Origin of the sequence: Polynucleobacter necessarius (assembly GCF_900095215.1) — a bacterium.
Taxonomy (GTDB): Bacteria; Pseudomonadota; Gammaproteobacteria; order Burkholderiales; family Burkholderiaceae; genus Polynucleobacter; species Polynucleobacter necessarius_H.
This window is the reverse complement of sequence record NZ_LT606949.1, coordinates 1,073,324-1,099,351: the sequence shown is the minus strand read 5'-3', so window position 1 is coordinate 1,099,351 and position 26,028 is coordinate 1,073,324. Positions and strand designations below refer to the sequence as shown.

Genomic DNA, 26,028 nt, shown 5'->3' with positions numbered 1-26,028 from the left:
TAGTTTTTGCCCAATTGCCTTCTCAATTTTTTTTGGTGAGAGATCCGGTATCGCTTAGCCAGGGTTGCCACTCGCGTGGCGCCCGATGGATTTCACCGGAACCGACTCGATTCCATGCAGAACGGAGACGATTACGGTGAATCATTTTCAGTTGCCGCTAAAGTTGCGACGCTGACCGCCAGACTTAGGCTTCGCAAAACGTGGGCCACCTGCTGGGCGTGCTGGACGTGAGTCGCCAGAGCGACCACCACCACCGCCAGAGCGACCACCACCAGGACGACCACCGCCAGGACGACCACCGCCAGGACGACCACCGCCACCGCCAGAGCTTGGCTTGGCCTGTGGCTCAAGACCAGCAATGACTGAAGCGACGATATCTTGCTGTGTGAAGCGTTCGATATTACGAATCTTCGCGCGATCACGATGTTCAACCAAAGTGATAGCAACGCCGTTGCGACCCGCACGACCGGTACGACCGATGCGGTGTGTATAGTCTTCCGGTTTCATTGGCAAACCAAAGTTGATTACGTGACTAATGCGTGGCACATCAATACCGCGAGCTGCTACGTCTGTCGCAACCAAAATCTTGGTGTGACCTTTACGTAACGACTCAAGGCGACGCATACGCACCGCTTGAGGCATTGCGCCGTGAAGGGCGGTTGCTTCATAGCCGTTAGCACGCAATGTGTCAGCAATTTTTTCGCTCTCAATTTGAGTGCTCGCAAACACGACCGCTTGATCTAGGTCGGCAGCGTCCAAAATATGCTCAAGTAACTTGTGCTTATGTGACGTGCTGTCAGCCCAATGCAACTTCTGTTCAATGTTGGCGTGCTTTTCACCTGCGTGAGCAAGTTCAATACGCTTGGCATCTGTGGTCAACTCATTTGCTAAAGACATAATCTTTGGCGCGAAAGTAGCAGAGAACATCAAAGTTTGGTTGAGGCCTGCGCAGCGTTTATCAATTGCCTCGAGGTCGTCGGCAAATCCCATGTCAAGCATGCGATCAGCTTCATCGATAACGAGTTGTTTGACGTCGTCTAAGCGAATGGCTTTGCTGTCGCATAAGTCGAGTAAACGACCTGGAGTTGCAACAACTAACAATGCACCTTTTAACGCTTGAATTTGCTTGCCATAAGGCATGCCACCCATAACGGTTGCGATACGAATACCTTTCATGCCGCGAACTAAGTTCACTGCATCGGCGGCAACCTGTTGAGCCAATTCACGAGTAGGGCAGAGCACCAACACTTTGGGTTGTGCGCGACCTGGAACAGGTGAGCTGTTCGGGTTGTCTTCGATGAGCTGATTAATCAAAGGCAATAAAAAGGCTGCGGTTTTTCCGCTACCGGTTTGGCTGCTAACCAATAAGTCACCACCTGCTAAGGCTGCAGGAATAACCTGAGCTTGCACGGAAGTGGCTTGGGTAAAACCCAGCTCAGCAATATTTTTAAGGAGTGATGCCGCTAGGGCGAAATTCTGGAATTCATTTCCAGTACTCTTTGAGGCTTTCGACTCGTGTTTAGTTTCTTTAGAAAAAATCATGCTATTACACATCCCCTGTAAGGGATGTCTCCATATGTTGCACCCATAGTTTTTTACAGGGTGCGATGGTCAAAGGCATCGACCATCAGACAAGCGGCAGCGCGTTTTTGGAACTTCGGTGTTTATGACTTCACTTCTAAACGGTACGCTGAAATAGAGCTGGGGGGCGATGAATCAAATTGCTTAAAAAAGCCTCCAATTATGACAGTTTGAGAACCAGATTACAAGGGTTTTCCCGAATTAATTATGATATGGAGATGGAATGGCTCTCATTTAGTCTCTTATCCCCTAGCAACGCCGGAATTGTAGATTTCTCTAGTTATCTGCTCGGTACCTTATTCATTATTTTGTTGCCTGGCCCAAACTCTCTTTACGTCTTAACTATTGCGCTTCAAAAGGGTTGGCGTTCTGGCGCATGGGGTGCACTTGGCATCTTCATTGGCGATTCCATTCTCATGATGGCTGTCGTTTTAGGCGCAGCATCTATCTTGATCTCTTCGCCCATCATCTTCAGCATTGTGCGTATTGTAGGTGCCGCTTACTTGGCGTGGCTGGGGTATGGTCTGTTGCGAAGTGGTTTGCAACGTTGGTCCATGGGAGAGCAAGCGAAGGCCTATGAGATTCAAATGCGTTTGATGCAGTTACATCCACTTGTGGCTGCGTTAACGTTATCGCTGACCAATCCAAAAGCAATCTTTTTCTTTATTGCTTTCTTTTCGCAATTCATTCGTTCGGCTTTTCAGAATCCCGCGCATACCTTTTTCTATCTCGCGATAGTTTTGCAAATATTGAGTATGACGTATTTGACCTGCCTGATTGTCGCGGGGCAAATTTTTCTTAAATTCTTTCAGGCGCATCTCCGTGTTTCCTCGGCCCTCTGGATATTGGCTGGCAGCATGTTTATCGGGTTTGCAGTGCGATTGCTGCTGGCTTGAAGACTGACTTCAAATAACGCAAAAGCCACTCTGTCATTTTTCCATAAGGAGGGCGTGCGATTTTACTTCCCTTAAATAAATTTAAACCAAAGAAACCGCGCACTTCCAGAATCGATTTTTGATGACTGAACGTATAAAAACCCTGCTTTACCATGATAGCTGCCAATACCGCTTGCACCTACGCCACCAAAAGGCAAATCCTCAATGGTGATGTGTAGCAGTGTGTCGTTGACTGTAACGCCACCAGAGCGGGTTTCACTTAAAACACGCTTGAGATTCTGTTTGTCTTTACCAAACCAATACAAAGCAAGGGGATTGGGTTTGTGATTGACATAAGCAATTGCCGCAGTAGCATCGGCAATAGTCACGATCGGGAAAATAGGTCCAAAGATTTCTTCATGCAGTACTCGCGCCTCTGGTGGAACATTCGTTAGCGCTAGTGGCTCGAATGGTCTTGCCCATGCACCAGGATTATTTAGAAGGGGAATGGCTTTTGCTCCACGCTCTAGAGCATCGCTCTAAGTGCTGCCAGTATTCCAGTTGCTTCTCATTAATTGGACAAGTTAATTCTTCAGGGTTGCTAAATTGCGCTTGAGCTGCGGCCTGAAGTTCTGCAATAAAAGAGTCCTGAGTGCGGGGATCTAGCAAAACATAGTCTGGTGCAATGCAGGTTTGTCCGCCATTCAGCAGTTTGCCGTAGATGATGGCAGCGGCAGCATCCTTTAGTTTGGCACTCTTATCAACAATGACGTGGGTTGTCCCACCCAGCTCCAAAGTGACTGGAGTGAGGTTGTCAGCGGCAGCGCGCATCACTTTCTTGCCGATCGTTCCAGAACCGGTAAAGAAAAAGGTGGTCAAAAGGTAGCGTTGCAAATTGTTCTGCTACATCTGGCCCGCCAGTAGTGACACAAAATTCGGTTTGGTGGAAGTACTCCTGAATTAGGCTGGCAATAAAGCCTGAGGTGCGAGAGCTTCGTTCAGATGGTTTTAACGAAACGCGATTGCCAGCGGCAAAAGCGGCAATCGCCGGAATGAGCGCCAATTGCACTGGGTAATGCCATGGACTCAGAATGCCAACAACACCCAGCGACTGACTTTCAATCCAAGCTTGTGAAGCGCCCATATGCGAGGGAACCTCTATTTGCTCAGGCTTCATCCATTCTTTGAAGTGCTTGCGCGTATATTTTCATGCTTGGTAAATCATCTGGCATTCAGCTAGACGTGTCTCTATTGGATGTCGTACACCAAAGTCGGCCATTAAGGCTTTACATATTATCTTTTCTTCATTGACTTCAATCATTTTTTCAATGCGAGCTATGCGATCTAGCCTGACTTCAATTGTGGGATTTTGTTCGGCAGCATATGCTGCTTTAATTTCGTCGAGCTGGATAGTGAAGCGGTTCATAGTCTATTAATGGTGAGCGGGCATTTGAATAACGCATCATGATAAAGCCATGGAAACAAATTTAGATAAAAAAACCCCTGTTAGAGCGTGCCACCTTGGGTGGAGGCTGTTTTTGGTGTCTTGAGGCGGTTTATCAGCAAATTACCAGGGTGCAGTCTGTGGTTTCTGGTTATGCCGGTGGCGCTGGGCCTAATCCGACTTATGAGGCAGTTTGTACCGGAGTGTCAGGTCATGCAGAGATTGTGGATGTTTTATTCGACCCTAGGGTGATTTCATTGAGGGGTTTGCTCGAACTCTTTTTTGTCATCCATGATCCAACTACCTTGAACTATCAATGGAATGATTACGGTACACAAGATCGCTCGGTCATCTTCACTCATGGCGAAGAGCAGTTAAAGATTGCGCATGAGGTCATTCGGGAGTTAGAGGATTCTCGGATTTACTCTAATCCAGTTGTGACGCAGATTGAGGCTGCGCCAACGATTTACCCTGCAGAAGATTATCACCAGAATTATTTTCAGCAACATCCACATCAAGGGTATTGCATGGCAGTGGTTGCGTCCAAGCTTGCTAAATTCAGGACGAAATTTAAAGCGCTGATAGCACCTCAATATCTTTAAGGCTTTGACAGGTTAGGGAGCGAGGCGATTCAGGCGCCATTCTCCACCTTCTAGTTTGTAGTGCATGCGGTCATGCAGTCTAGAAGGTCGACCCTGCCAAAATTCAATTTCAGTTGGATGTAAACGATAGCCGCCACAATGCTCTGGGCGAGGAGGCTTTTCACCAAAAGCCGTTTTAAAGCGTTTTTCCGCTTCTTCAAGCAATTCGCGATTCGGTATGACAGCGCTTTGCGGGGATGCCCAGGCACCAATTCTGGAGGCGGGCGGGCGCGAATGAAAATAATCGTCGCTTTCAGCCGCGCTAACCTTCTCAACAATGCCCTGTATACGCACCTGGCGCTCTAATTCATGCCAATGAAAGAGTAGGGCAGCTTGCGGTCGAATAGCTAAATCACGCCCCTTTTGATTTTCGTAGTTGGTGAAAAAGGTAAAGCCGTTTTGATCGGCGCCTTTTAGTAAGACAATACGGGCTGATGGATTGCCTGCTTGATCTGCTGTCGCTAGGGTCATGGAGTTTGGTTCCGGACACTCCGCTTTTACTGCTTGATCAAACCAGAGCTGAAAAAGCGCCAATGGGTCGTGAGGAACCTCGGTGTCTGAGAGCTGACCAAAGGTTTTTGCGGAGTTGAGCAATGGAGTCCATTTTTTCAGTATAAAGAGAAGCTATGGCAGAAGACAAGGTAGACGGCAGCTTAGAAAATCGTCGTTTTGGGGGAGTCTCCAGACTCTATGGGCCCGAGCTGCGTGAGCGCTTTTTAAATGCAATAGTAGTGGTGGCTGGTCTGGGTGGGGTTGGCTCCTGGGCTGCAGAAGCTTTGGCGAGAACCGGTATAGGTCATCTGGTCTTGATCGATTTTGATCACATAGCAGAGAGTAATACCAACCGGCAGCTACACGCATTAGAGGGGCAATATGGCAAAGCCAAAGTAGAGGCGATGACTCAACGCATTTTGCAAATCAATCCAGAGATCAAGCTCACCGCTTGCGATGAATTTTTAGAGCCAGAAAATCTGGATCAACTCATTCCAGAAGATGCATTGGTATTGGATGCCACTGATTCAGTGCAAACCAAAATCGCTTTATCTGTCTGGGCGGTTAAAAATCAACGTGCTTTGGTCATGTGTGGTGCCGCAGGCGGGAAATCAGACCCCACCTCGGTACGCCGTGCAGATCTTTCGCGCACGGAACAAGATGCATTGTTGGCCAAAGTCCGTCAAGGGCTTAGGCAGGACCATGGTTTTTCTAGAAACCTAAAGAAAAAAATTGGCATTCGCGTCATCTATTCACATGAGCCACGCGCTGGCGCCTCTAGCGGTGGGCTTGCGTGTTCAGGTTATGGTTCAACTGTGATGGTGACAGCTGCTTGTGGCTTGGCCGCCGCGGCTGAAATACTCAATCTGATTGCTGCCCAGCAATACTCAGTAAAAACGCCTTAAATTCTTAAGGGGATTCCCTGTAAGAAATTACTGATTCTTTTGCAGTCATCAATTATTTATGGCAAAGACTGCCGTTGATTTAAAAGACATTTTTATTTTTATCTGATTAGATGTATTTATTAATTAGTCACTTGAGTAGTTTTTCTCCTCTAGTACTTCGCACTAGTTCTCCCTAGACTTTGCTCCGTTGAGAAGTTGCCAACGACAAATTGAAAGGAGGCCTCTCTTGCAGACTGAACATACTGGCTTAAAACGCCACCTCACAGCACGACACATCCGCTTGATGGCCTTAGGCTCAACGATCGGGTTGGGCTATTTCTTGGATCGGCAAGTGCTATTCAAATTGCCGGGCCATCCATTCTCTTGGGGTATCTGTTAGCAGGGATTGTTGCTTTCATTGTTCTGCGCACGCTCGGCGGGATGGCGGTTCATGAGCCGGTATCGGGCTCCTTCGCGGCCTATACCAATTCTTATGTCGATCCCTTGGTCGATTATATGGTAAGCTGTTGGGCATTGGACTTATTGGGTGGTGGTTTGGATTGCGGAAGTCACGGCAGTTGGTATTTATATGGGCATTTCGTTTCCAGAAACGCCGCAATGGCTCTGGGCGCTTTCCTCAATTGTGATGATGGGCTTAATCAATCTCATCGCAGTAAAGGTGTGTGGTGAATGTGATTTTTGGTTTGCTCTGATTAAGGTGGTGGCCATTGCCGCGATGATTGCACTTGGAGGCGCTGTGATTTTGTTTGACTTCACCAATGATTGGCAGCGGATAGGTTTGAGTAATTTATGGCAACACGGCGGCTTTTTTCCAAATGGCATTGGTGGAAGCATGACTGGCGTCGTTCTAAACTATTTTGTGCCCGACAAGGCGTTTCAATACATGATTGCGGCGGTGACCTTTACTGGCTTAATGGTTTGGATCGCAATCTTAATTACGCAGATTCAATTCCGTCGTTCCCTCTCGAAGAGCCAAGTGGCTGATTTAGCTTATCGCGCTCCTTGGTGGCATTATTCCTAGTGGTTTGCTCTGGCATTCATTGCCTTGGTAGTGGTGTTGATGGGCTTTCATGAGGATGCACGGATCGCATTAATTGTGTGGCCGTGTTTATTGGGTGTGTATCTCGTGATGTTTTATGTCATGGGCTTACATCGTAAAACAGCAATCAAGCATGCATTTAAATAATGGGAGATGGTAATGATTATTGGCGTACCTCAAGAGGTAAAAAATAATGAATTTCGGGTGGGCTTAACACCTGGTAATGTGAGTGGGCTTTGTAAACAGGGGCATTCCGTCCTGATTCAACGGGGTGCTGGTCAGCAGATCGGTTTGAGTGATGAGGCGTATCGACTTGCTGGAGCCAGCTTAATTAATAGCGCGGCAGAAGTGTTTCAAAAGGCAGAGATGATTGTCAAAGTTAAAGAACCTCAGGCGCAGGAGTGCGCGATGTTGCGTGAAGATCAAATCTTGTTTGCTTATTTGCATTTGGCTCCAGATCCTCAGCAAACTAAGGCTTTATTGCAGTCGGGCGCGACGTGTATCGCTTACGAAACGGTTACTGCCATGAATGGCGCCTTGCCTTTGCTGGCGCCAATGAGTGAGGTAGCTGGACGTATGTCGATTCAGGCGGCTGCATCGCATTTAGAAAAAACAAATGGCGGCCTGGGCGTTCTGATGGCCGGCGTTCCAGGAGTCTCGCCAGCGAAGATTGTGATTTTGGGAGGCGGTGTAGTAGGGCGTAATGCTTTGCAGATGGCGGTGGGACTGGGTGCAGACGTGTGTATTTTTGATCGCGATATTGAGCGTCTTCGACAAATTGATATGTTCTACGGAAATCGGGTGAGAACCTTTTACTCAGACAGCTTGCTAATTGAACAAGAGGTAAGCAAGGCTGATGTTGTGATTGGGGCGGTATTGCTTCCTGGTGCTGCGGCACCTAAGTTGGTAACACATAACATGATCAAAAAAATGCAACCAGGCTCAGTTTTGGTGGATGTGGCGATTGATCAGGGCGGCTGCTGTGAAACCTCCAAACCAACTACTCATGCAGACCCTACTTTTGTAGTGGATGGCGTGATTCATTATTGTGTCGCGAATATGCCAGGAGCGGTCGCAAGAACATCTACCTTTGCTTTAACCAATGCAACCTATCCTTTTGTTGAGGCTTTGGCCAACCGCGGGGTGCTGAAGGCGCTGTCGATAGATCATCATTTCCGCAATGGCTTAAGTATCCATAAGGGTATTTTGACTTCAAAGCCTGTTGCCATTGCACAAGGCCTGGACTTTGAAGCTGCTGAAGCCTTATTGGCTGCATAGGGAGTTATTTTCGAAAGGGAGTGGGTTCAACGTGGAGTTTGAAGCTGGATGAACCCGCTCTTTCAGGGTCGATTTTGAGAATCAGACCAATGACAACAAGTCTGCTGGTATAGACTTAAAATAGATTCATGAAAACCGATCTTCCCCAGAGCTGTCGTCGTCTCGAATACCGTCCGCCCGTTTATACCTTTGATCAAGTAGAGCTCGATATTGCTTTAGATCCTGCTCGAACTATTGTGAAGAGTCGGATTGCGGTATTGCCGGGGAAAAGTTTTGAGCTGGGCGCTCCTCTAGTGTTGACGGGGCACGAGCTCGAGTTTGTGAGCTTACGTATCAATGGCGAAGCGCATCGTCATTTTGAATTAACCCAAGAGACACTCATGATTCATTCTCTGCCTAATGAAGGTAAAGAAAAATTTGTCGTGGAAATGATTTGTGTCTGCGTTCCCGAGAAACAGACTACATTGATGGGTCTGTATGTTTCCAATGGAAACTTTTTCACTCAGTGTGAGGCGGAAGGCTTTAGAAAAATTACCTATTTTCTGGATCGCCCCGATGTAATGGCGCGCTATCGCGTCACCTTACGTGCTCGCGAGGCAGAGTGTCCAGTCTTGTTATCTAACGGTAACCTACTGAATGCAGAAGAGCTGCCCAATGGTTGGCATAGCGCCACCTGGGAGGATCCATTTCCTAAGCCGTCCTATCTGTTTGCTCTAGTTGCAGGTAAGTTGGAATGCATAGAGGAGACTATTACCACCACTAGCGGGGCAAAGAAGTTATTGCAGATTTGGGTCGAGCCGCATGATCTGAAGAAGACGCGTCACGCCATGGATTCGCTCATTGCCTCCATTCATTGGGACGAAAAGCGCTTTGGGCTGGAGCTTGATTTAGAGCGTTTCATGATTGTGGCTGTAAGTGATTTCAATATGGGCGCGATGGAAAACAAGGGCTTGAATATTTTCAATACCAAGTTTGTGCTCGCTCACCCCGAAACGGCTACCGATGCTGACTTTGCCAATATTGAAAGCGTTGTCGCGCATGAATACTTTCATAACTGGACTGGAAACCGCGTCACATGTCAGGATTGGTTCCAACTCTCGTTAAAAGAAGGTTTAACCGTATTTCGAGATCAAGAGTTTTCCGCTGATCAAATGGGTAGCGAATCCGGCAGGGCTGTTAAACGTATTGAAGATGTCAGACTATTGCGTCAATTGCAGTTTCCAGAAGACGCGGGTCCAATGGCGCACCCGATTCGCCCAAATGAGTACCAAGAGATTAATAACTTTTATACCGTTACCGTTTATGAGAAGGGCTCTGAGGTAGTGAGGATGTATCAGACCCTGTTGGGAAAAGAAGGTTTCCGTAAAGGGATGGATTTGTACTTCAAGCGCCATGATGGGCAAGCAGTCACTTGTGATGATTTCTTGATGGCTATGGCGGATGCCAATAGTAAGGACCTAGCCCAGTTTAAGAATTGGTATAGCCAGGCAGGCACCCCGAGGGTGAAAGTGCAGGAGCATTATAATGTCGCCAAAAAACAGTACCAGCTGACGCTGACACAGAGTTGCGCGCCTAGTCCCGGCCAACCGGAGAAAAAACCTTTTCATATGCCACTGAAAATGCGTTTGATCACCAAGGGCAATGATCAATCAGAAAAGTTGCTAGAGCTAACTCAAGAGACTCAAACATGGGCTTTTGACAATGTCGCAGAACGTCCAGTGCTTTCGATTAATCGAAATTTTTCAGCCCCAATTAATTTGGATTTTGAGCAAAGCGAAGCAGATCTTCTGACCTTGTTTTCTAGCGATGATGACGCCTTCAATCGTTGGGAGGCAGGTCAAAAACTGGCTATGCAAATGATCCTCAACAATCGTTTGCCAGATGCCAAGCTGATTGAGGCTTATCGCAATATCTTGCTCGATCCTGATTTAGACCCAACCTTCAAGGACCTGGCTTTAACGTTGCCAGCGGAGTCCTATTTGTATGAGCAATGCACCAGCGTTGATCCACAGAAGATTTTCAGTGCGCGCCGCGCTTTCCGCAAGGAAATTGCTAAGCAACTCCAATTGGAGTGGGCCGCCTTGTATCAGCAAATGCAAACCCCCGGACCGTTTAAGTCGGATGGGGTGGATGCCGGCAAGCGTGCGCTTAAAAATCTCGCATTGAGTATGTTGCTTGAGGCTGCGCCAGGAGTATGGGCTCCTATGGTCACCAACCAATATCACATTGCTGACAACATGACAGATCGCTATGCTGCTTTATCCGCGTTGGTAGTGCATGGTGCAAAAGCGGCAAAAGATTGCTTAATTGATTTCTACAATCGATTCGCTAACGATGCTTTAGTCATTGATAAATGGTTTGGCTTGCAGTCGAGTCGTCCTCCAGTAGATGGCCTTGACTCCACGCTCACGGAAGTGAAAAAACTTCGCGAGCATCCTGCATTCAAGTTAAACAATCCTAATCGGGTTCGTAGCGTGATTCATGCCTTCTGCGCCAATAATCCGGCAAGCTTTCATCAGGCCGATGGTAGCGGCTACGAGTTTTGGGCTGATAGCGTTTTGGCTTTAGATCCCATTAATCCTCAGGTAGCCGCACGCTTAGCCAGAGCCTTGGATCGTTGGCGCTTATTTGTCAAACCCTATCAAGGTCGCATGAAGGCGGCTTTGGAGCGGGTTTCAGCATGCCAAACGCTGTCTCCAGATGTGCGGGAAGTGATTGGAAAGGCTTTGGATAACTAGGCGCCCCAAATAAATGCAAAATAGAGTCAATTAGAGCCAAAAGACTCATCAGACCATATTGAAAAACTGGAGAAATACCTTTGTCCTCAAGTACTCATATCAATTTCAAGCAATATTTAGCCTCTGCCAAGCCAGCGGGCGCTGCCATTCCGGTTGGGTTGCAAGATTTGCTGACCGCAGTAGTTGATACCTGCTCCACTCTTAGTCATGAAGTGGCGCAGGGTGCGTTGATTGGCTTGTTGAGTTCCGCGGGAACGGGTAACGTGCAGGGTGAGGTTCAGCAGAAGCTCGACATCATTGCGAATGATTTATTAATTGAGGGTGTGCAGGGTTGTAAATCTCTCGCTGGACTAGCTTCAGAAGAGATGGAATTGCCTGTTCCAGTTCAAGGCACGGGTGATTACCTGCTGTTGTTTGATCCGTTGGATGGCTCATCGAATATTGATGTAAACGTCTCTATTGGAACTATTTTTTCAGTTCTCAAGAAACAAGACCCCAATGTACCATTGCAAACCGCTGACTTTTTATTGTCAGGTCGCCATCAAGTGGCGGCTGGTTATGTGGTCTACGGCCCACAAACTACGATAGCTTTGACCTTGGGTGATGGTGTGGTCATGTTTACTTTGAATAAAGTAACGGGCGAGTTTTTGCTGATTAAAGATTCGGTCAAGATTGCGCATTCCACCAAAGAGTTTGCGATCAATATGTCCAATATGCGTCACTGGGCTGATCCAGTACGCCGCTATGTTGAAGAATGCTTGGCTGGCGTGAGTGGTGCACGTGACAAGGACTTCAATATGCGCTGGATTGCCTCTATGGTGGCTGATGTGCATCGTGTGTTATCTCGCGGCGGAGTTTTCATGTATCCATGGGATCAGCGTGAACCCCATAAGCCTGGCAAGTTGCGCTTGATGTATGAAGCGAACCCCATGAGCTTCTTGGTAGAGCAGGCTGGTGGCGCCTCTACCAATGGCACAGATCTCATTATGGATTTGCAACCCACCGATTTGCACGAACGTGTTTCAGTCATGCTTGGATCGAAAGAAGAGATTGATCGTATTCAGCACTATCATTCATAATCCAATCGACCTGAACTAATAAAAAACCCAATCGCTTGATTGTGTTTTTTATTGTCTTCAAAATATTTTAGAAAATGCAATGAAGGGACTATGCTGGAAGAGCACTTTGTCTTACGGCCGTACCTTTTCTTTAAGGTAAGCAAGTGATTCCTCAACTTGATCAATAAGGATGAGGCAAATGTCACCAGCTGAAAGATCATTCAAGGCGGTATCAATGGCTTTGAATTCACCATGAATCTCTTGAACTTGCTTTGCTTTGGTAGCGCCAACCAAGCCTTCTTGCGGTAGCTTTAATACTTCACCATCCTCGCGACCACGTTGACAGGCATCTTGATAGAGGATCACGCTATCAAAAGCGTTGCCTAGAATGCGAGTTAAGTCGCGAATATCCTCGTCGCGACGATCACCTGCGCCGCTAATGACCAGGTGACTCTTTTTAGGCTTCATCGCTTCTACGGCGCTAGTAAGCGCGCATAGCATCGGGATTATGGCCGTAATTGGCGATGACTGTGGCGCCATTGCATTGGAATTGGTTAAAGCGGCCCGATACCGCATTGGGATCGCTTGCCAAGCTATGAAGTCCGTGGGCTATCCTTTCTGCATCCAGGCCAAAAGCCCAGGCGGCACCAATGGCTGCCATCGCATTTTCCACCTGAAAACCCAGGACGCCATTTTGCGTAAGGGGAATTTCGCTAACAGGGAATCGGAACATGACGCGTGAGCCTTTGGATGCAACAATGTAGGTGCCATCAAAGAAAATCACTTTTTTGTTTTTAGCGCGATGCGCGATAATCACCGGGTGATGTTGATTTTGCGAAAAGAAGATCATTCGATCAGAGTGTTTGTCACCCATCTTGGCGACCATTGGGTCTGCGGCATTGAGGACGGCTGCGCCGGTGTGGGCTACGTTCTGGACAATGACACGTTTGAGTACGACTCAATCCTCAACGCTAGTAATGTAGTTAAGGCCTAAGTGATCGCCTTCACCAATATTGGTAACGACGGCAACTTCGCAACGATCAAAGCCTAAACCTTCACCTAGTAAGCCGCCTCGTGCTGTTTCAAGAACGGCGGCGTCGACGTCGGGATGCATGAGTACATTGCGTGCGCTCTTAGGACCACTGAAATCGCCCGTATCAATTAAACGATGGTTGATATAAACACCATCTCTACCAGTCATGCCTACACGCAAACCCGTTTCATTTAATAAATGAGAGATAAGGCGCACGGTAGTGGTTTTACCGTTGGTACCAGTTACGGCCACTACCGGAATTCGGCCATCTTCACCTGGGGGGGGGACATCATGTTGACGATATCTTCACCCACTGGGCGACCCTTGCCATAAGAAGGCTTAAGGTGCATGCGCAAACCAGGCGCGGCGTTCACTTCTACAATACCGCCACCTTGTTGCTCTAATGGCTTGTAAATAGATTCACAGAGAATATCGAAATCAGCAAGATCAAGACCAATCATTTGCGCTGCTGCTACTGCGCTTATAGCTACATCTGGATGAACATCATCGGTAACATCGGTTGCTGTGCCACCAGTGCTGAGGTTGGCATTGTGACGCAACAAAACGCGCTCACCAGTCTTGGGTATATACTGAGGTCTTAAACCATTGCTCTCTAAGTGAGCGAGTGCGATATCGTCACAGCGGATTTTGGTGAGCGCAGTTGCATGACCGTCGTCTCGCAATGGATTTTTATTTTCTCTTTCTACCAGTTCAGCAACGATATGGGTATCATCACCCACTACTTGTGCAGGTTCGCGACGCGCTGCTGCGGAGAGTCGGTTGCCCACTACGAGCAAGCGGTAGTCAGCACCAGGAAGATAGCGCTCAACAATAGGTTCACGACCAAAGGCTTGCGTAACGATACAGCCGGCACGTACTTCCTCTTCGGTTTGAATGTTAGCAACAACCCATTTGCCTTGATTGCCATCTTTGGGTTTTAAAACAATCGGACCACCGATTTTTTGAGCGGCACGCCAAGCGTCATCTGCGGTAGTAACTACTTCGCTAAGGGGTACTGAAACCCCGGCGGCTGCAAGTAAGTTCTTGGTCAACTCTTTATCTTGCGCAATTGCTGAAGCGATTGCGCTGGTATCGCTAGTCTCCGCCGCCTGAATTCGTTTTTGCTTGCTGCCCAAACCAAACTGTACCATGCTGCCTTCAGTCATGCGGCGATAGGGGATATTGCGTTGAACAGCGGAATCCACGATGGATCCAGTGCTGGGTCCTAGGCGAACATCTTCGTACAACGCTTCTAATTCTGAGAGGGCGGCCGCTAGATCAAAAGGAGCGTCATTCAGAGTTGCTTGTATCAATGCGAAAGCAAAGTCAAAAGCCATGCGGCCAACTACTTCTTCGGTGTATTCAACGACTACTTGATAAACGCCGGCATCGATCGTTTGCACGGTACGGCTAAAAGTAATGGGGCAACCTGCTTGGGCTTGAAGACCGAGCGCCGCATGCTCTAAGGCATGAGCAAGTGAGAGTACTTCGTTGTGACCGCCGGACGCATACTACCCAATTGCGGAAAGCGTTCACGAATTTTGATTTCAAATTGAGGGATAGAGTCGATGGAGCGCTCTGACTCATCACAAGAAAAAATCGCTTCTAAAGCGGTGTGACGGCTCCATAAGTTTGGGCCGCGCAACATGCGAATACGGGTGATTTCCAATTAAGCCACTGTAGCAGTAGTGGCGTCAGGCGCAAGAGTGTCAGCGCCTGCTTCGATAACATTGAACGGAATTTCTAAAGCCCAGGCCGCGGCAATTGCTGCGCCTAAATTCATAGTCTTCAAAGGAGTAGAGCTGCTTGCTTCCGAATGACGTGGCACGGGAATGGATTTTTGATCCAACTTGCCAGCCTTCAAAGTAATTTGTTGTTTGCCGATCGCAACAGCACGTCCACCATTTTGCAGGTGGATCTTAACGACATCGGAGTCAGAGTTTTCGCTAAAGAAAATGACTTCACCGTCGCAAAGCTCGGCCATCTGAACGCACATGGCATCATCCGCATTAAGAACGGCGACACCCGTTGGCAGAACGACGTCCACTTGAGTGCGAACAATGCTAAAGACTTGATTTTCATTGTAGATCGCATACTGCGGAAAATTCGCCTTGGGATCCACGTTCAGCACTACGCCAACTTGGCAGCGATCATAGGCCAAACCTTCAATCAGCATGGATAGGTGATTATTTTCAATCACTACGGCTTCTACCGCGCGGTTGAGGAGGGTGCGACGGGCATTCTCCCAATTGGACGCATTGGAATTGGGGATGGTGCGATTGCGGAAAAATAAGCCCTTGCTGCAGGAGAGGCCAACATAGACGTTAGTCAAGCGCAAGAAGTGGGGAATCATTTCGGCAACGGGCGTTTTGCCACGTTCACCGCAAACACCAACCACGGGAATGCGGCAATCCGCGCCAGGAGGGAAGCGGTGATTTGCGATCTCTTTGCCAACAGGTTGGGGTTTGCCGCTCGCAGGTTTTACATGGATTAACAGGCCAGGCCCGGCATTCACCTCAACAATAGCTGCGTTTTGATCTGGCAGCGGCTTGCTAATATCTTGCGATACCAAATCAACGCCGGCGATTTCAAGGCCTACAACGCGAGCTGCTAAAGCCACTTGGCTGGCAACATCAGGATGAACCAAATCAGTCACATCAAATGCAACGTTGCCGTTACTTTGAATCAGTACGTTATGGTCGATGGCGGGAATGCTGTCACCAGTTAATTGTTGACGGGCTAATTCGAGCGCAACTGCGGAATCGATTCGCACTGGATTGAGTGGATGTTCTTCAGCGGTGCCGCGACGAGGATCGGAATTGATCTGAATTCGCATCAATTCATGGACTGTATGTTTGCCATCGCCGATAACCCAAACAGTTTCACCTTTTGCAGCAGCAACGACTTTATTGCCAACTACTAGTAGGCGATGTTCATCGCCAACAATGTGACGCTCAACGAATACGTCACCACCTTCATCAATCGCAACCGCATAGGCAGCTTCAATTTCTTGTTGGGTATAGACGTTAATCAATACACCGCGACCATGATTGCCATCAATCGGCTTTACAACCACCGGCAGACCAATATCTTGTGCCGCTTCCCAAGCATCATCAGGGCTAGTAACCGTTCTACCTTCAGGAGTTGGCACTCCGGCGGTGCGCAATAAGCTCTTGGTTAAATCTTTGTCTCGAGCAATAGTTTCGGCGATTGCGCTATTCTGATCGGTCTCAGCAGTCCGGATGCGACGTTGTTTGGAGTCGTATCCCAACTGCACTCAGTTGCCTTCAGATAAGCGTATGGCAGGAATGCCGCGCTCTTCAGCAGCATTAACGATGCAAGCGGTGCTCGGTCCTAACAAAAGGTCGTCGCCAAGATCGCGGAGCGTCTCAATGATGTCTTGTACTTCAACCACACAGTCTTTGGTATCTTGAGCTAATGCCAGGTAAAGATCGCGCGTGTATTTGAGGGCGGTAAGTGTTACCTCTTCATTAATTGCGCTGACCATCACTTTGTAAACGCCGCGTCTATCACCATCACGCGCTTTACCAAATCCACCTGGAATGCCGGCTAGGTTTTGTAGTTCTAAAGTCAGGTGTTCAAGAATGTGAGCGGGCCAAGTTCCTTCTTCGACGCGCTTCAACAATCCGCCAGTTTCGCCATAGCTGCAGCGATGTTCAACTAAGCTTGGGAGGGCTTTGACCAGGCGATCATCCAAGCCGGAAATTAGGTTAGCGTGGTAGTCCTCTAAATCGCCAATATATAGTGGAGCTGAATTTTTTAGATTTATTGCTCCTGTCAACTTTCAGAGCCCAAAAGCCGTTAAATTGTCTAACTAGGCCTGTTTATGTATTTTTGCTAATTTTGTGAGTTTTTCAATAACTACTAGAAACAGAGAGGCTGTCTGACGCGTCAACGCCAAAACTCTGGCGCCGACCATCGCAACACTGCATATATGCCCCAATTACTAGATAAATCCATTGAGATTCTCAGCGTTAAGCATCTCCGTGGTCCCAAGATGTGGACCTACCATCCTGTTATAGAGGTATGGCTATACTTTTACGGTCAATGAAGCCACAAATCCTACATTTTGCCCTCATGTTTCCAAGCCATTGGGAGGCTGTGTTGGCTGGTCAACACTCTCCGATAAAGAGTCTAGAAGCCCTGTTGGCCTGGGTTGAGCTGGATTTGGATGCAGATTTACGCTTTGAAAAAAGCCTATTGTTGCTGAGTGATCAAGGTTTATTTTGGACTGATGGCCAGGTGTTTGAATCCTGGCAGTTGTGGGAGGGCGCCCATTTAGTCCATGGCGATCATGCTGGAGTAGGTCATTTAAGGATGGAAACCGCCGAGAAGTTGCTCAAGTCTTGGACTTTCACTTTGGCTGTGAACCCGCAAGTACTTCGTTTGCAATCTAGCTTTAGGCAACTCAATCGTGGCGAAGAAATTAGCGCGGGTGAGGTCAGCGAGTATGACAAGCAGGTTTGCCCGATTTACCTGAGTCCCAAGCCCGCCAATTCCGATGTTTGTCCAACGTGTGATCCAGAGGATGATGCGCCACCATCTACGTGGAGCCTCTTCAAGCTTTGGCGTTTTGCTCGTCCTTACAAAAAGCAGTTACTGCTTGGCTTCGTATTAACACTGCTTTCTACTGCCGCGACTTTAATTCCGCCGTATCTCACCATGCCATTAATGGATCATGTACTGATTTCGTATGAGCGTGGCAACCAAATGATTTTCATTTGGCCAGAATGTATCTCTTGGCTTTGTTTTGTGCTGCGATCGTTGCGTGGGGTTTGGGTTGGTGGAAGACTTATCTGCTCGCTTTAGTGAGCGAACGCATTGGTGCGGATTTACGTAACACTACTTTTGAGCATCTACTCAAACTGTCGCTTGAGTATTTTGGCGGCAAGAGAACGGGTGATTTGAGTGCCCGTATTGGCGCAGAGACGGATCGCATCTGCGTCTTCCTCTCCTTGTACGCCCTGGATTTTGCAACCGATGTATTGATGATCACCATGACGGCGGCGATCTTGGTATCAATTGATCCTTTGCTCGCTTTGGTTACCTTGGCGCCGTTGCCCTTCATTGTGTGGATGATTCATGTGGTGCGCGATCGTTTGCGTTTTGGTTTTGAAAAGATCGATCGCATTTGGTCTGAAGTAACCAACATTTTGGCCGATATTATTCCAGGTATTCGCGTTGTTAAAGCGTTTGCGCAAGAAGATCGCGAGCTCAAACGTTTTGTGGATTCCAATAAACACGATTTACAAATCAATGATCGTGTCAATCGAGTATGGGGATTATTCTCTCCTACGGTGACGCTGCTGACTGAAACGGGTTTGCTGGTAGTGTGGGGTTTTGGTATCTGGCAAGTTGCTCATCAAAAAGTGACTGTTGGTGTTCTGATCGGCTTCTTGGCTTACATCGGTCGTTTTTTATATTCGTCTCGATTCTATGAGTCGGATTGTTTCGCATACCCAAAAAGCGGCGGCGGGGGCTAAACGAATTTTTGACATTCTCGATCACGTCTCCAGTATTCCTGAGCCGATTAATCCAGCGCCGCTGGGTGAAGTCAAAGGCCGTATCTCCTTGCGTGGCGTGGGTTTCCGTTACGGCAACCGTGCGGTCAGTAAAGGTATTGACCTCGATATTGCCCCAGGCGAAATGATCGACTTGGTTGGTCATAGTGGCTCTGGCAAGAGCACTTTAGTGAACTTGATTTGTCGTTTCTACGATGTGAGCTCCGGGTCTATTTCTTTGGATGGGCGCGATATCCGCAGCATCGGTATTGCCGACTATCGCAAATGAATTGGCTTGGTGTTGCAAGAACCGTTCTTGTTCTTTGGCACGATTGCTGAGAATATTGCTTACGGCAAACCCGATGCGACTCGCGAAGAAATTATTGAGGCCGCACGCGCAGCCCATGCTCATGAATTCATTCTTCGTCTACCGCTGGGTTACGACTCATTGGTCGGTGAGCGTGGTCAATCCCTATCGGGTGGCGAGCGTCAACGGATTTCGATTACGCGAGCCTTATTGATTAATCCAAGTATTTTAATTTTGGATGAAGCCACATCTTCGGTGGACACCACTACTGAGAAAGAAATTCAGCGCGCCTTAGAACACTTGGTTAATGGGCGTACAATCATTGCCATCGCGCATCGCCTATCCACTCCCCGCAAAGCTGATCGCTTAGTGGTTCTGGATAAAGGTGAGATTGTGGAAATTGGCTCGCACGATGAATGGAAGCCCTGGGCGCTTACTACATTTTGTATCAAGCTAAATTGCGTCATGCTGCAGAGTTGGTTGAGGGCGGCGCTATTGGTGAAAGCTTGGAAGAGCAACTAGCAGAAGTGGCTAAGAAAACTGGGGGCGGGGTATGAGTCAGGCTCATCAGCTAGAGCGTGATGCATTAGGCCGCCTTGTCTTTCTTGACAGTAAAGGTGAGCGTCATGTTGGCGTTCATCCGGTTAGAGCATTTCCAATTACTGCGCCGGGTGCTGGTATCGGCATCATGAATTAATCCGGCAAAGAGCTTTGCTGGTTCCCCAATATGGCCGCGATCTCTGAGGCGGAGCTGGGATTGATTGAGGAAGAATTGGCTGAACGCGAACTCATGCCGGTCATTGAGAAAATCACCAAGGTATCCACCTTTGCCACTCCCGGTATTTGGGATATAGAGACCGATCGCGGCCCAACCCGTATTCGCCTCAAAGGTGAAGAAGATATTCGCAGGATTGCAGGCAATACATTGCTGATAGCTGACTCTAATAGCTTGCAGTTTCTCATTAAAGACTCTACTCGGTTGGATAAAGCCAGCAAAAAACTGTTGGATCGATTCCGTTAGAATCAAAATAGATTTGCCGCTTGAGCTCAGTTGGTAGAGCAGTTCATTCTTCATGAAAAGGTCGCCAGTTCGATTCCGGAAAGCGGCACCATTTCATCAATGTATTAATGGGAAACTCTTGGTTTAGCGGAGATTAGCGGAGAATGAAAGAGCTGGCAAAAATCTGCATTTTTCCTTCAACGAATGCGGTTTTTTTTACTCGAGATGAAAGTACACTATCTACTGTCTTTGGCTTGATTTATAAGGGTTTCTACTAGATTTCAGAAGCCTATGTGTAACGATTTCGAAATTATTGATGGCAGTCAAGTTCTGCTTTTCCATCTTGTTTAAAAATCACTCTCACATTAGATAAGCCAATTTTAAATTGGTAAACCATTTCGGAGACATACTTTATGACGATGAGGTTAAAAGGGGCAATAATTTCTACCGCTTTAGCCCTCGGTGCAGTTGGTGTTTCACCTGCATTTGCAGCATGGGAGCCAAACAAACCAGTTGAATTCATTATTCCCGCCGGTCCTTGTGGTGGCGCAGACCAAATGGCGCGCATGATCCAAGGGATTATTACTAACAATAATTTAATGAAGCAGGCCATCATCCCTGTGAGCAAGGCAGCAGGTGCCGATGCTGAAGGTTTCTTGGCGATGAAAGAAACAAAAGGTGATCCCAATAAAATCGTGATCACACTTTCGAACTTGTTTACCACTCCATTGGCTACTGGTATTCCATTGAGCTGGCAAGACATTACTCCAGTAGCGATGTTGGCGCTTGATCAATTCGTTTTGTGGGATAACGCTGAGAAGCCATACAAAACAGCCAAGGAATATATTGATGCCGCTAAAGCAGCAGGCCCTGGAAAATTTAAGATGGGTGGCACAGGCTCAAAGTCTGAAGATCAAATTATTACTGTTGCGATTGAAAAAGCGACTGGCGCTACATTCACATACTTGCCATTTAAAGGCGGTGGTGACATAGCGGTTCAGTTGGTAGGCAATCACATTGACTCCACTGTGAATAATCCAATCGAAGCTGTGGCTCAATGGCGTGCCGGTAAGTGGCGTGCGCTTTGCGTATTTGACGATACTCGTATGCCATACAAAGAAAAGGTAACCCCAACACAATCTTGGTATGACGTTCCTACATGTAAAGAGGCTGGCGTGCCAACGGATTACACCATGTTGCGCGGCATCTTTATGGCTTCAGGCGTAACTCAAGAGCAAATTGACTTCTACGTGAACTTATTCAAAAAAGTTCGTGAAACACCAGAGTGGAAAAAATTCATGATCGATGGCGCATTTAACCAAACATTCATGACCGGTAAAGAGTTTAGAAATTTGCTTGCCTTGAATGAGGCTTTGCAAAAACAGTTAATGACTGAAGCTGGTTTCCTGGCTAAGTAATTGGAAGTAAGATAGAGCTTGGACAATATCTTAGGTTTTGAGGTTAACTAAAAAAAGGATGAATATGAAACGTAATACTTTAGCTGTGTTGCTCGTTACCTTGAGCATGGGTTTTTCAGCGCAGGCTCAGGAGATAAAAGCGGGCGCAATTAAGATTGAAAATGCGTATACACGCGCCACAGCTCCAGGCCAACAAGTGGCGGGTGGTTTTATGAAGATTGAGAATAAGGGTGTTGCCGATCAATTGATTTCTGCTAGCTCCCCAGTGGCTGGTGAAGTGCAATTACATGAAATGGCTATGGATGGCAATGTGATGAAGATGCGTCAAGTAAAAGATATCACCCTGCCTGCAGGTGGTGCAGTGGAATTAAAGCCAGGCGGCTTTCACCTCATGTTTATCAATATCAAAGCGCCTTTAACTGCAGGTGAAACTGTGCCAGTGAAATTGAAATTTGCTAAAGCTGGTGAGGTGGAAGTGAAAATGCGGGTGAATGCGATGGATACTGGCCATGGCGGAGCGATGAAGCACTAATAGAATCAATTGCTATATTCAGTCGTTAAGGAAATAAAAAGCCCCTAGTTTTTATTTAGGGGCTTTTGTTTTAAGGCGGCTATTTAATCGTTTAAGTTTAGATCGGTGATAGCGCCTTTACTTGCAGTGCTGGCTAGCTTGGCATATTTAGCAAGGAGGCCGCGGGTATAGCGTGGCTTCGGTTGCTTCCAAGCCGCGCGACGTTTGGCGATCTCCGCATCATCCACGTTAAGTTGGATGAGTAACTTATGGGCGTCGATGGTAACTGAATCTCCTTCGTTAATCAGGGCAATGGTGCCACCAACATACGCTTCAGGGGCTACGTGACCCACAACCATGCCCCAAGTTCCGCCGGAGAAGCGACCATCGGTGATGAGGCCTACTGACTCACCCAAGCCTTGGCCCACTAGGGCAGAGGTAGGAGCTAACATTTCACGCATACCAGGGCCACCTTTAGGGCCTTCATAACGAATCACAACAATGTCACCATCCTTAATTTTTTGCGCCATGATGGCTGTCATGGCGTCGTCTTCGGAGTCAAATACCCGAGCTGGACCAGTGATTGAAGGATTCTTGAGGCCGGTAATTTTCGCAACACAACCCTCTGGAGAGATATTGCCCTTCAGGATGGCCAGGTGACCTTGCTTGTATAAAGGATCATCTAAAGCGCGAATGACTTTCTGATCTGCGTGTGGTACAGATGGAACATCTTTTAATGTTTCGGCAATGGTTTTACCGGTAATGGTCATGCAATCGCCGTGGAGAAATCCACCATCAAGCAAAATCTTCATGACTTGTGGAATGCCACCTGCTTGATGTAAATCAGTTACAAGATAAGTTCCAGATGGTTTCATATCAACGATGACCGGCACGCGTTTACGAATGCGTTCAAAGTCATCGATAGCCCAGTCAATTTCAGCGGCGCTAGTAATGGCCAAGAAATGTAACACTGCGTTGGTGGATCCACCAACCGCCATGATCACGCTTACGGCATTCTCAATGGATTTTTTAGTGATGATGTCGCGTGGGCGCAAATTCTTTTTAATTGCCTCAACCAATACAACAGCAGAATCGTGTGCGCTAGCGACTTTTTCGGCATCTTCGTTAGCCATAGTGGAAGAGTAAGGAAGGCTCATGCCTAGGGCTTCAAAGGCGGAGCTCATGGTGTTGGCGGTATACATGCCACCACAAGATCCGCTACCTGGGCAGGCGTGTTGCTCCACCCCTTTTAAATCTTCCTCATTCATTCTGCCGGAGGTAAATTCACCAACTGCTTCAAACGCGGAAACAATATTAAGAGTCTTGCCTTTGTAGTGGCCTGGCTTAATGGTGCCGCCGTATACATAGATACCAGGAACATTGGTTCTTGCTAAAGCCATCATGCCGCCTGGCATATTTTTATCGCAGCCGCCAATGACTACTACACCGTCTTGCCACAAGCCATTGACGCAAGTTTCAATACTGTCGGCAATGACCTCACGTGAGACGAGTGAATACTTCATCCCCTCGGTACCCATGCCGATGCCATCAGAAACGGTCGGCGTGCCAAACATTTGCGCTTTTGCGCCAGCGCCCTCAAGTGCGGAAACCGCAGCGTCGGCTAATTTTTGTAAACCGCTATTGCAGGGGGTGATAGTGGAGTGACCATTCGCAACACCAACCATTGGCTTGACGAAATCCTTTTCTTCGTAGCCCATTGCGTAATACATCGACCGATTGGGTGCGCGAGCAACGCCTTCGGTGACATTACGCGAGCGTTCATTAAGGCGTTTCATGCTAATTACTCCAGAAAAGGTTTGTGTCGAAAGGCTCTATTGTGTCGTGAGATGGGTTTTAGGGTGTTTTAGAGGGGGTCAGGTAAATCAGGCCAATTGTTGCAATGCAATATAAAAATCTCATTAAATCATCAATATAAGCTCAGAATGCTAGCTTCAAACTTAATAGCTATGCAAAAGACGCTGCAGTACATTAGCCCATCTATTACTTTTCCATTTGAATTCAATGACTAAAGTCGGCCATATCTACCTAATTGATGATGAATCCATGCGGGTTTCTCTTTCCAGAATGCTCAGGGAATTGGGTTATCTCGTTGAAGACTATGCTTCGGCCGCTATTTTCTTGGAAAAATCGGTTCCTGTATCTCCTGCGGTCATTTTTTTGGATATGCAGATGCCGGCTTTGACCGGGTTTGATTTGCAGGAAAAGCTCCACAAATTGGGTCGCAAAACACCCATCGTATTTGTGATCGGACAAAGTCATCTCCATCGGATTGTTCAGGGATTAAAGAAGGGGGCTTTAGATTTCCTATTTAACCTAGAGGAGCTGCTGAAGGCGGTTTCTGATGCGATTGAGTTTGATGATCGTCAGCTCAGGCGGGTTTCCCTGGATGTTGAGGCTAAGAAGGATTACGCAAGTCTGACTCCTCGAGAGCGCGAGGTCTGTGGATGGCTCATTAAAGGCCTGCTAAATAAGGATATAGCGGTAAAGCTGGGCACTACGGATGCCACTATTAAAGTGCATAAGGCTAGGGTAATGGACAAAATGCATGCGGATTCATTGCAGGTGCTGGTTAAAAAGTATCTTGAATCCAATATTTAGAATCATCCTTTATAAATAGTGAGCTTTGTGGCTAATGGCTCGTGTAGTGCTGTGGTATTAGTATTAATAATGTTAATTCCGTATAAGATGATTACTGCATAGTGAATAAATCAGACAAACTTCCGCAGATACGTAAAGAAGCTTTTACAAAAGCCAGAGAAAGTCTTGGTTTAAGTACAAAGGACTTGTCTGGGATGTCTTGTTTCTCGGTTCGCCAAATAGAGCAAAGCGAAAGTGGTGAGGGTAGTAGTTTTTACGGCGATCAAAATAAGGTTACAGCCGCCAAAAAGGTCTCTGAATTATTAAAGCTCAAGCCCGAAGAGGCATTTGATTTTGGTGATGCAGTACAACCCGCTAAGACCGCTGACACAAAAGTAAATTTGCAGGAGGGGGCGAAGACTTTTGCCGTTGAGAACACCCCCAATGCTGAAAAAGCAAAAGTAGAAAAACAGAAGAAAAAAAAGAAATTGCTCCAGCAGAAAAAGTAGCGGCATCTAAGCCTGAAAAAATCAACAATAAAAAATATCCGACGGTATTGTTGATTACGGTATGAAATCTAAAACGCAGGCAAACCCAAAAAAAAGAAACTTTTTCTCCTAGTCGCTATTGGGACCGCAGTCGTTTTTTCTGTCGTGAACTTACGCCCCTTATTTTTTCCTGAGCCAGTAAAAGAAGAGGTAGTCATTATTCAAGAGATGACTCCAGAGGCGGCACCTCCAGCGGGGGCTGCAGATGCCAAGCCTGCCGCCGATGTTGCTGCTCCAGAGCCGGCTGCGGCAGTGGCTTCATCCGAATGCCCAGCTGCTGATGCGGCAGCTTTAAATTACAAGCCGGATGCGCCCAAAAAAGCGGGCGATATGGTTTATCTACAGTCAAAAACTGCTCAAACAGTTTGTTTAGTGGATGCTGCTGGCAAGACGCAGAGCAAAAACTTAGAGCCTGGTGTTGGTGTGAGTGTGTATGGCAAGCCGCCACTGAAGGTGTTAACGGGCGGCTTAAACCAGGTTTATCTGTACTACCAGGGCGCGAAGGTTCGCATTGGTAGTACAGGTAGCAAAACGATTATTTTGGAGCCGGCTGAAATGATTCAGCCTGTTGCTCCATTAAATTCAACTGACTCTCAGTTGCGTTGATTCAATAAAAAATAGTTCAAATCAAAACAGCGGCTAACTAAGTCGCTGTTTTGAATAATGGGCTGAAGCAGTTTTCAAACTGCTGCGTTATCGGTTGCGCCGGTACGAATGCGAATGACTTGCTCTACTGCGGTAACAAAAATCTTGCCATCACCAATCTTGCCGGTACGGGCTGCTTTGGTAATTGCTTCGATAGCGGCTTCCGCGCGGTCATCGGATACCACTGCTTCTACTTTTACCTTGGGCAAAAAGTCGACCACGTATTCAGCGCCACGATAGAGCTCGGTGTGACCTTTTTGACGGCCAAAACCCTTGACTTCAGTAACGGTCAAGCCTGTAACGCCTACTTCAGCCAATGATTCACGTACTTCATCGAGTTTGAACGGCTTAATGATGGATGTAATTAATTTCATTTATTCCCCCTAATGCAGTAA

General features: G+C 47.4%; 19 protein-coding genes, 1 tRNA gene and 5 pseudogenes. 15 read left to right on the top strand and 10 right to left on the bottom strand.

Annotated features, from left to right (window positions below; genetic code table 11):
* Positions 1 to 147: 147 nt before the first annotated feature.
* The gene (locus DXE35_RS05970; protein WP_114689875.1) at positions 148 to 1,542 is read right to left on the bottom strand and encodes a DEAD/DEAH box helicase; all 1,395 of its coding nucleotides are present in this window, start codon (positions 1,540 to 1,542) and stop codon (positions 148 to 150) included.
* Positions 1,543 to 1,799: 257 nt separating this feature from the next.
* Here DXE35_RS05970 and leuE point away from each other — a divergent pair, with 257 nt between their 5' ends.
* Positions 1,800 to 2,477, top strand: coding sequence for a leucine efflux protein LeuE (gene leuE, locus DXE35_RS05965; protein WP_162784975.1), 678 nt, complete (start codon positions 1,800 to 1,802; stop codon positions 2,475 to 2,477).
* A 71-nt stretch (positions 2,478 to 2,548) separates the two neighbouring features.
* Here leuE and DXE35_RS10600 read toward each other — a convergent pair whose 3' ends face one another.
* From DXE35_RS10600 to DXE35_RS05945, 4 genes are all read right to left on the bottom strand, one after another.
* Positions 2,549 to 2,869, bottom strand: a complete 321-nt coding sequence (locus tag DXE35_RS10600; RefSeq protein ID WP_231970161.1) for an aldehyde dehydrogenase family protein — start codon at positions 2,867 to 2,869, stop codon at positions 2,549 to 2,551.
* Positions 2,870 to 2,948: 79 nt separating this feature from the next.
* The gene (locus tag DXE35_RS11010) at positions 2,949 to 3,335 is read right to left on the bottom strand and encodes an aldehyde dehydrogenase family protein (RefSeq protein WP_269459870.1); all 387 of its coding nucleotides are present in this window, start codon (positions 3,333 to 3,335) and stop codon (positions 2,949 to 2,951) included.
* The gene (locus tag DXE35_RS11005) at positions 3,271 to 3,633 is read right to left on the bottom strand and encodes an aldehyde dehydrogenase family protein (RefSeq protein ID WP_114689872.1); all 363 of its coding nucleotides are present in this window, start codon (positions 3,631 to 3,633) and stop codon (positions 3,271 to 3,273) included. Before DXE35_RS11005 ends, DXE35_RS11010 begins: the two co-directional genes overlap by 65 nt.
* Before the next feature lie 30 nt (positions 3,634 to 3,663).
* The gene (locus DXE35_RS05945; protein WP_114689871.1) at positions 3,664 to 3,882 is read right to left on the bottom strand and encodes a hypothetical protein; all 219 of its coding nucleotides are present in this window, start codon (positions 3,880 to 3,882) and stop codon (positions 3,664 to 3,666) included.
* Between the two features lie 95 nt (positions 3,883 to 3,977).
* On the opposite strand from DXE35_RS05945, the gene msrA reads away from it, so the two are divergent.
* Positions 3,978 to 4,502: a peptide-methionine (S)-S-oxide reductase MsrA gene (gene msrA / locus DXE35_RS05940; protein WP_331851938.1), complete on the top strand. Its 525-nt coding sequence runs from the start codon at positions 3,978 to 3,980 to the stop codon at positions 4,500 to 4,502.
* 12 nt (positions 4,503 to 4,514) lie between these two features.
* On the opposite strand, the gene pdxH is transcribed toward msrA, so the two are convergent.
* Positions 4,515 to 5,135, bottom strand: coding sequence for a pyridoxamine 5'-phosphate oxidase (gene pdxH, locus DXE35_RS05935; RefSeq protein WP_114689869.1), 621 nt, complete (start codon positions 5,133 to 5,135; stop codon positions 4,515 to 4,517).
* A 32-nt stretch (positions 5,136 to 5,167) separates the two neighbouring features.
* On the opposite strand from pdxH, the gene DXE35_RS05930 reads away from it, so the two are divergent.
* From DXE35_RS05930 to DXE35_RS05910, 5 genes and pseudogenes are all read left to right on the top strand, one after another.
* Positions 5,168 to 5,938, top strand: a complete 771-nt coding sequence (locus DXE35_RS05930; protein ID WP_114689868.1) for a tRNA threonylcarbamoyladenosine dehydratase — start codon at positions 5,168 to 5,170, stop codon at positions 5,936 to 5,938.
* Positions 5,939 to 6,164: 226 nt separating this feature from the next.
* Positions 6,165 to 7,124, top strand: a pseudogene (locus DXE35_RS05925) (hypothetical protein).
* A 12-nt stretch (positions 7,125 to 7,136) separates the two neighbouring features.
* Positions 7,137 to 8,255: an alanine dehydrogenase gene (gene ald, locus DXE35_RS05920; protein WP_114690393.1), complete on the top strand. Its 1,119-nt coding sequence runs from the start codon at positions 7,137 to 7,139 to the stop codon at positions 8,253 to 8,255.
* Positions 8,256 to 8,383: 128 nt separating this feature from the next.
* Complete coding sequence (gene pepN / locus DXE35_RS05915; protein ID WP_114689867.1) at positions 8,384 to 10,993, top strand: aminopeptidase N; 2,610 nt, start codon at positions 8,384 to 8,386, stop codon at positions 10,991 to 10,993.
* A gap of 80 nt (positions 10,994 to 11,073) precedes the next feature.
* A complete protein-coding gene (locus DXE35_RS05910; protein WP_114689866.1) occupies positions 11,074 to 12,072 on the top strand; it encodes a class 1 fructose-bisphosphatase in 999 nt (332 codons plus the stop codon).
* Between the two features lie 111 nt (positions 12,073 to 12,183).
* Here DXE35_RS05910 and cphA read toward each other — a convergent pair.
* Both cphA and DXE35_RS05900 read right to left on the bottom strand, forming a co-directional pair.
* Positions 12,184 to 14,753 (bottom strand): annotated as a pseudogene (cphA, locus tag DXE35_RS05905) (cyanophycin synthetase).
* Positions 14,754 to 16,844: pseudogene (locus DXE35_RS05900) on the bottom strand (cyanophycin synthetase); the annotation flags it as partial.
* Positions 16,845 to 17,182: 338 nt separating this feature from the next.
* Between DXE35_RS05900 and DXE35_RS05895 the strand changes: the two are divergent.
* The 5 genes and pseudogenes from DXE35_RS05895 (at position 17,183) to DXE35_RS05875 (ending at position 21,863) form a co-directional block, all read left to right on the top strand.
* Positions 17,183 to 19,470 (top strand): annotated as a pseudogene (locus DXE35_RS05895) (cyanophycin metabolism-associated ABC transporter).
* Positions 19,467 to 19,934: pseudogene (locus DXE35_RS05890) on the top strand (cyanophycin metabolism-associated DUF1854 family protein). Before DXE35_RS05895 ends, DXE35_RS05890 begins: the two co-directional pseudogenes overlap by 4 nt.
* 15 nt (positions 19,935 to 19,949) lie before the next feature.
* A tRNA-Lys gene (locus DXE35_RS05885) sits at positions 19,950 to 20,025 on the top strand.
* A 301-nt stretch (positions 20,026 to 20,326) separates the two neighbouring features.
* The gene (locus tag DXE35_RS05880) at positions 20,327 to 21,331 is read left to right on the top strand and encodes a Bug family tripartite tricarboxylate transporter substrate binding protein (protein ID WP_114689865.1); all 1,005 of its coding nucleotides are present in this window, start codon (positions 20,327 to 20,329) and stop codon (positions 21,329 to 21,331) included.
* A gap of 64 nt (positions 21,332 to 21,395) precedes the next feature.
* Positions 21,396 to 21,863 (top strand): copper chaperone PCu(A)C, encoded by a 468-nt coding sequence (locus DXE35_RS05875; protein WP_114690392.1) that lies wholly within the window; start codon positions 21,396 to 21,398, stop codon positions 21,861 to 21,863.
* Between the two features lie 83 nt (positions 21,864 to 21,946).
* On the opposite strand, the gene ilvD is transcribed toward DXE35_RS05875, so the two are convergent.
* Positions 21,947 to 23,638, bottom strand: a complete 1,692-nt coding sequence (gene ilvD / locus DXE35_RS05870) for a dihydroxy-acid dehydratase (RefSeq protein WP_114689864.1) — start codon at positions 23,636 to 23,638, stop codon at positions 21,947 to 21,949.
* A 226-nt stretch (positions 23,639 to 23,864) separates the two neighbouring features.
* Between ilvD and DXE35_RS05865 the strand changes: the two genes are divergently transcribed.
* From DXE35_RS05865 to DXE35_RS05855, 3 genes are all read left to right on the top strand, one after another.
* On the top strand, positions 23,865 to 24,461 hold the full coding sequence (locus DXE35_RS05865; RefSeq protein WP_114689863.1) for a response regulator transcription factor: 597 nt from the start codon (positions 23,865 to 23,867) through the stop codon (positions 24,459 to 24,461).
* Between the two features lie 101 nt (positions 24,462 to 24,562).
* Positions 24,563 to 24,949, top strand: a complete 387-nt coding sequence (locus DXE35_RS05860; protein WP_114689862.1) for a RodZ family helix-turn-helix domain-containing protein — start codon at positions 24,563 to 24,565, stop codon at positions 24,947 to 24,949.
* A 144-nt stretch (positions 24,950 to 25,093) separates the two neighbouring features.
* Complete coding sequence (locus tag DXE35_RS05855; RefSeq protein ID WP_114689861.1) at positions 25,094 to 25,594, top strand: hypothetical protein; 501 nt, start codon at positions 25,094 to 25,096, stop codon at positions 25,592 to 25,594.
* 74 nt (positions 25,595 to 25,668) lie between these two features.
* On the opposite strand, the gene DXE35_RS05850 is transcribed toward DXE35_RS05855, so the two are convergent.
* Positions 25,669 to 26,007, bottom strand: coding sequence for a P-II family nitrogen regulator (locus DXE35_RS05850; protein WP_114689860.1), 339 nt, complete (start codon positions 26,005 to 26,007; stop codon positions 25,669 to 25,671).
* Positions 26,008 to 26,028: the final 21 nt, after the last annotated feature.

Excerpts from the sequence above, each read along its gene's own strand:
- DXE35_RS11005 (WP_114689872.1), bottom strand. The coding sequence starts at position 3,633 with ATGAAGCCTGAGCAAATAGAGGTTCCCTCGCATATGGGCGCTTCACAA.
- leuE (WP_162784975.1), top strand. The coding sequence starts at position 1,800 with ATGGAATGGCTCTCATTTAGTCTCTTATCCCCTAGCAACGCCGGAATT.
- DXE35_RS05880 (WP_114689865.1), top strand. The coding sequence starts at position 20,327 with ATGACGATGAGGTTAAAAGGGGCAATAATTTCTACCGCTTTAGCCCTC.
- ald (WP_114690393.1), top strand. The coding sequence starts at position 7,137 with ATGATTATTGGCGTACCTCAAGAGGTAAAAAATAATGAATTTCGGGTG.
- pepN (WP_114689867.1), top strand. The coding sequence starts at position 8,384 with ATGAAAACCGATCTTCCCCAGAGCTGTCGTCGTCTCGAATACCGTCCG.
- ilvD (WP_114689864.1), bottom strand. The coding sequence starts at position 23,638 with ATGAAACGCCTTAATGAACGCTCGCGTAATGTCACCGAAGGCGTTGCT.
- DXE35_RS05875 (WP_114690392.1), top strand. The coding sequence starts at position 21,396 with ATGAAACGTAATACTTTAGCTGTGTTGCTCGTTACCTTGAGCATGGGT.
- DXE35_RS05970 (WP_114689875.1), bottom strand. The coding sequence starts at position 1,542 with ATGATTTTTTCTAAAGAAACTAAACACGAGTCGAAAGCCTCAAAGAGT.
- DXE35_RS05865 (WP_114689863.1), top strand. The coding sequence starts at position 23,865 with ATGACTAAAGTCGGCCATATCTACCTAATTGATGATGAATCCATGCGG.
- DXE35_RS05850 (WP_114689860.1), bottom strand. The coding sequence starts at position 26,007 with ATGAAATTAATTACATCCATCATTAAGCCGTTCAAACTCGATGAAGTA.
- DXE35_RS05930 (WP_114689868.1), top strand. The coding sequence starts at position 5,168 with ATGGCAGAAGACAAGGTAGACGGCAGCTTAGAAAATCGTCGTTTTGGG.
- DXE35_RS05945 (WP_114689871.1), bottom strand. The coding sequence starts at position 3,882 with ATGAACCGCTTCACTATCCAGCTCGACGAAATTAAAGCAGCATATGCT.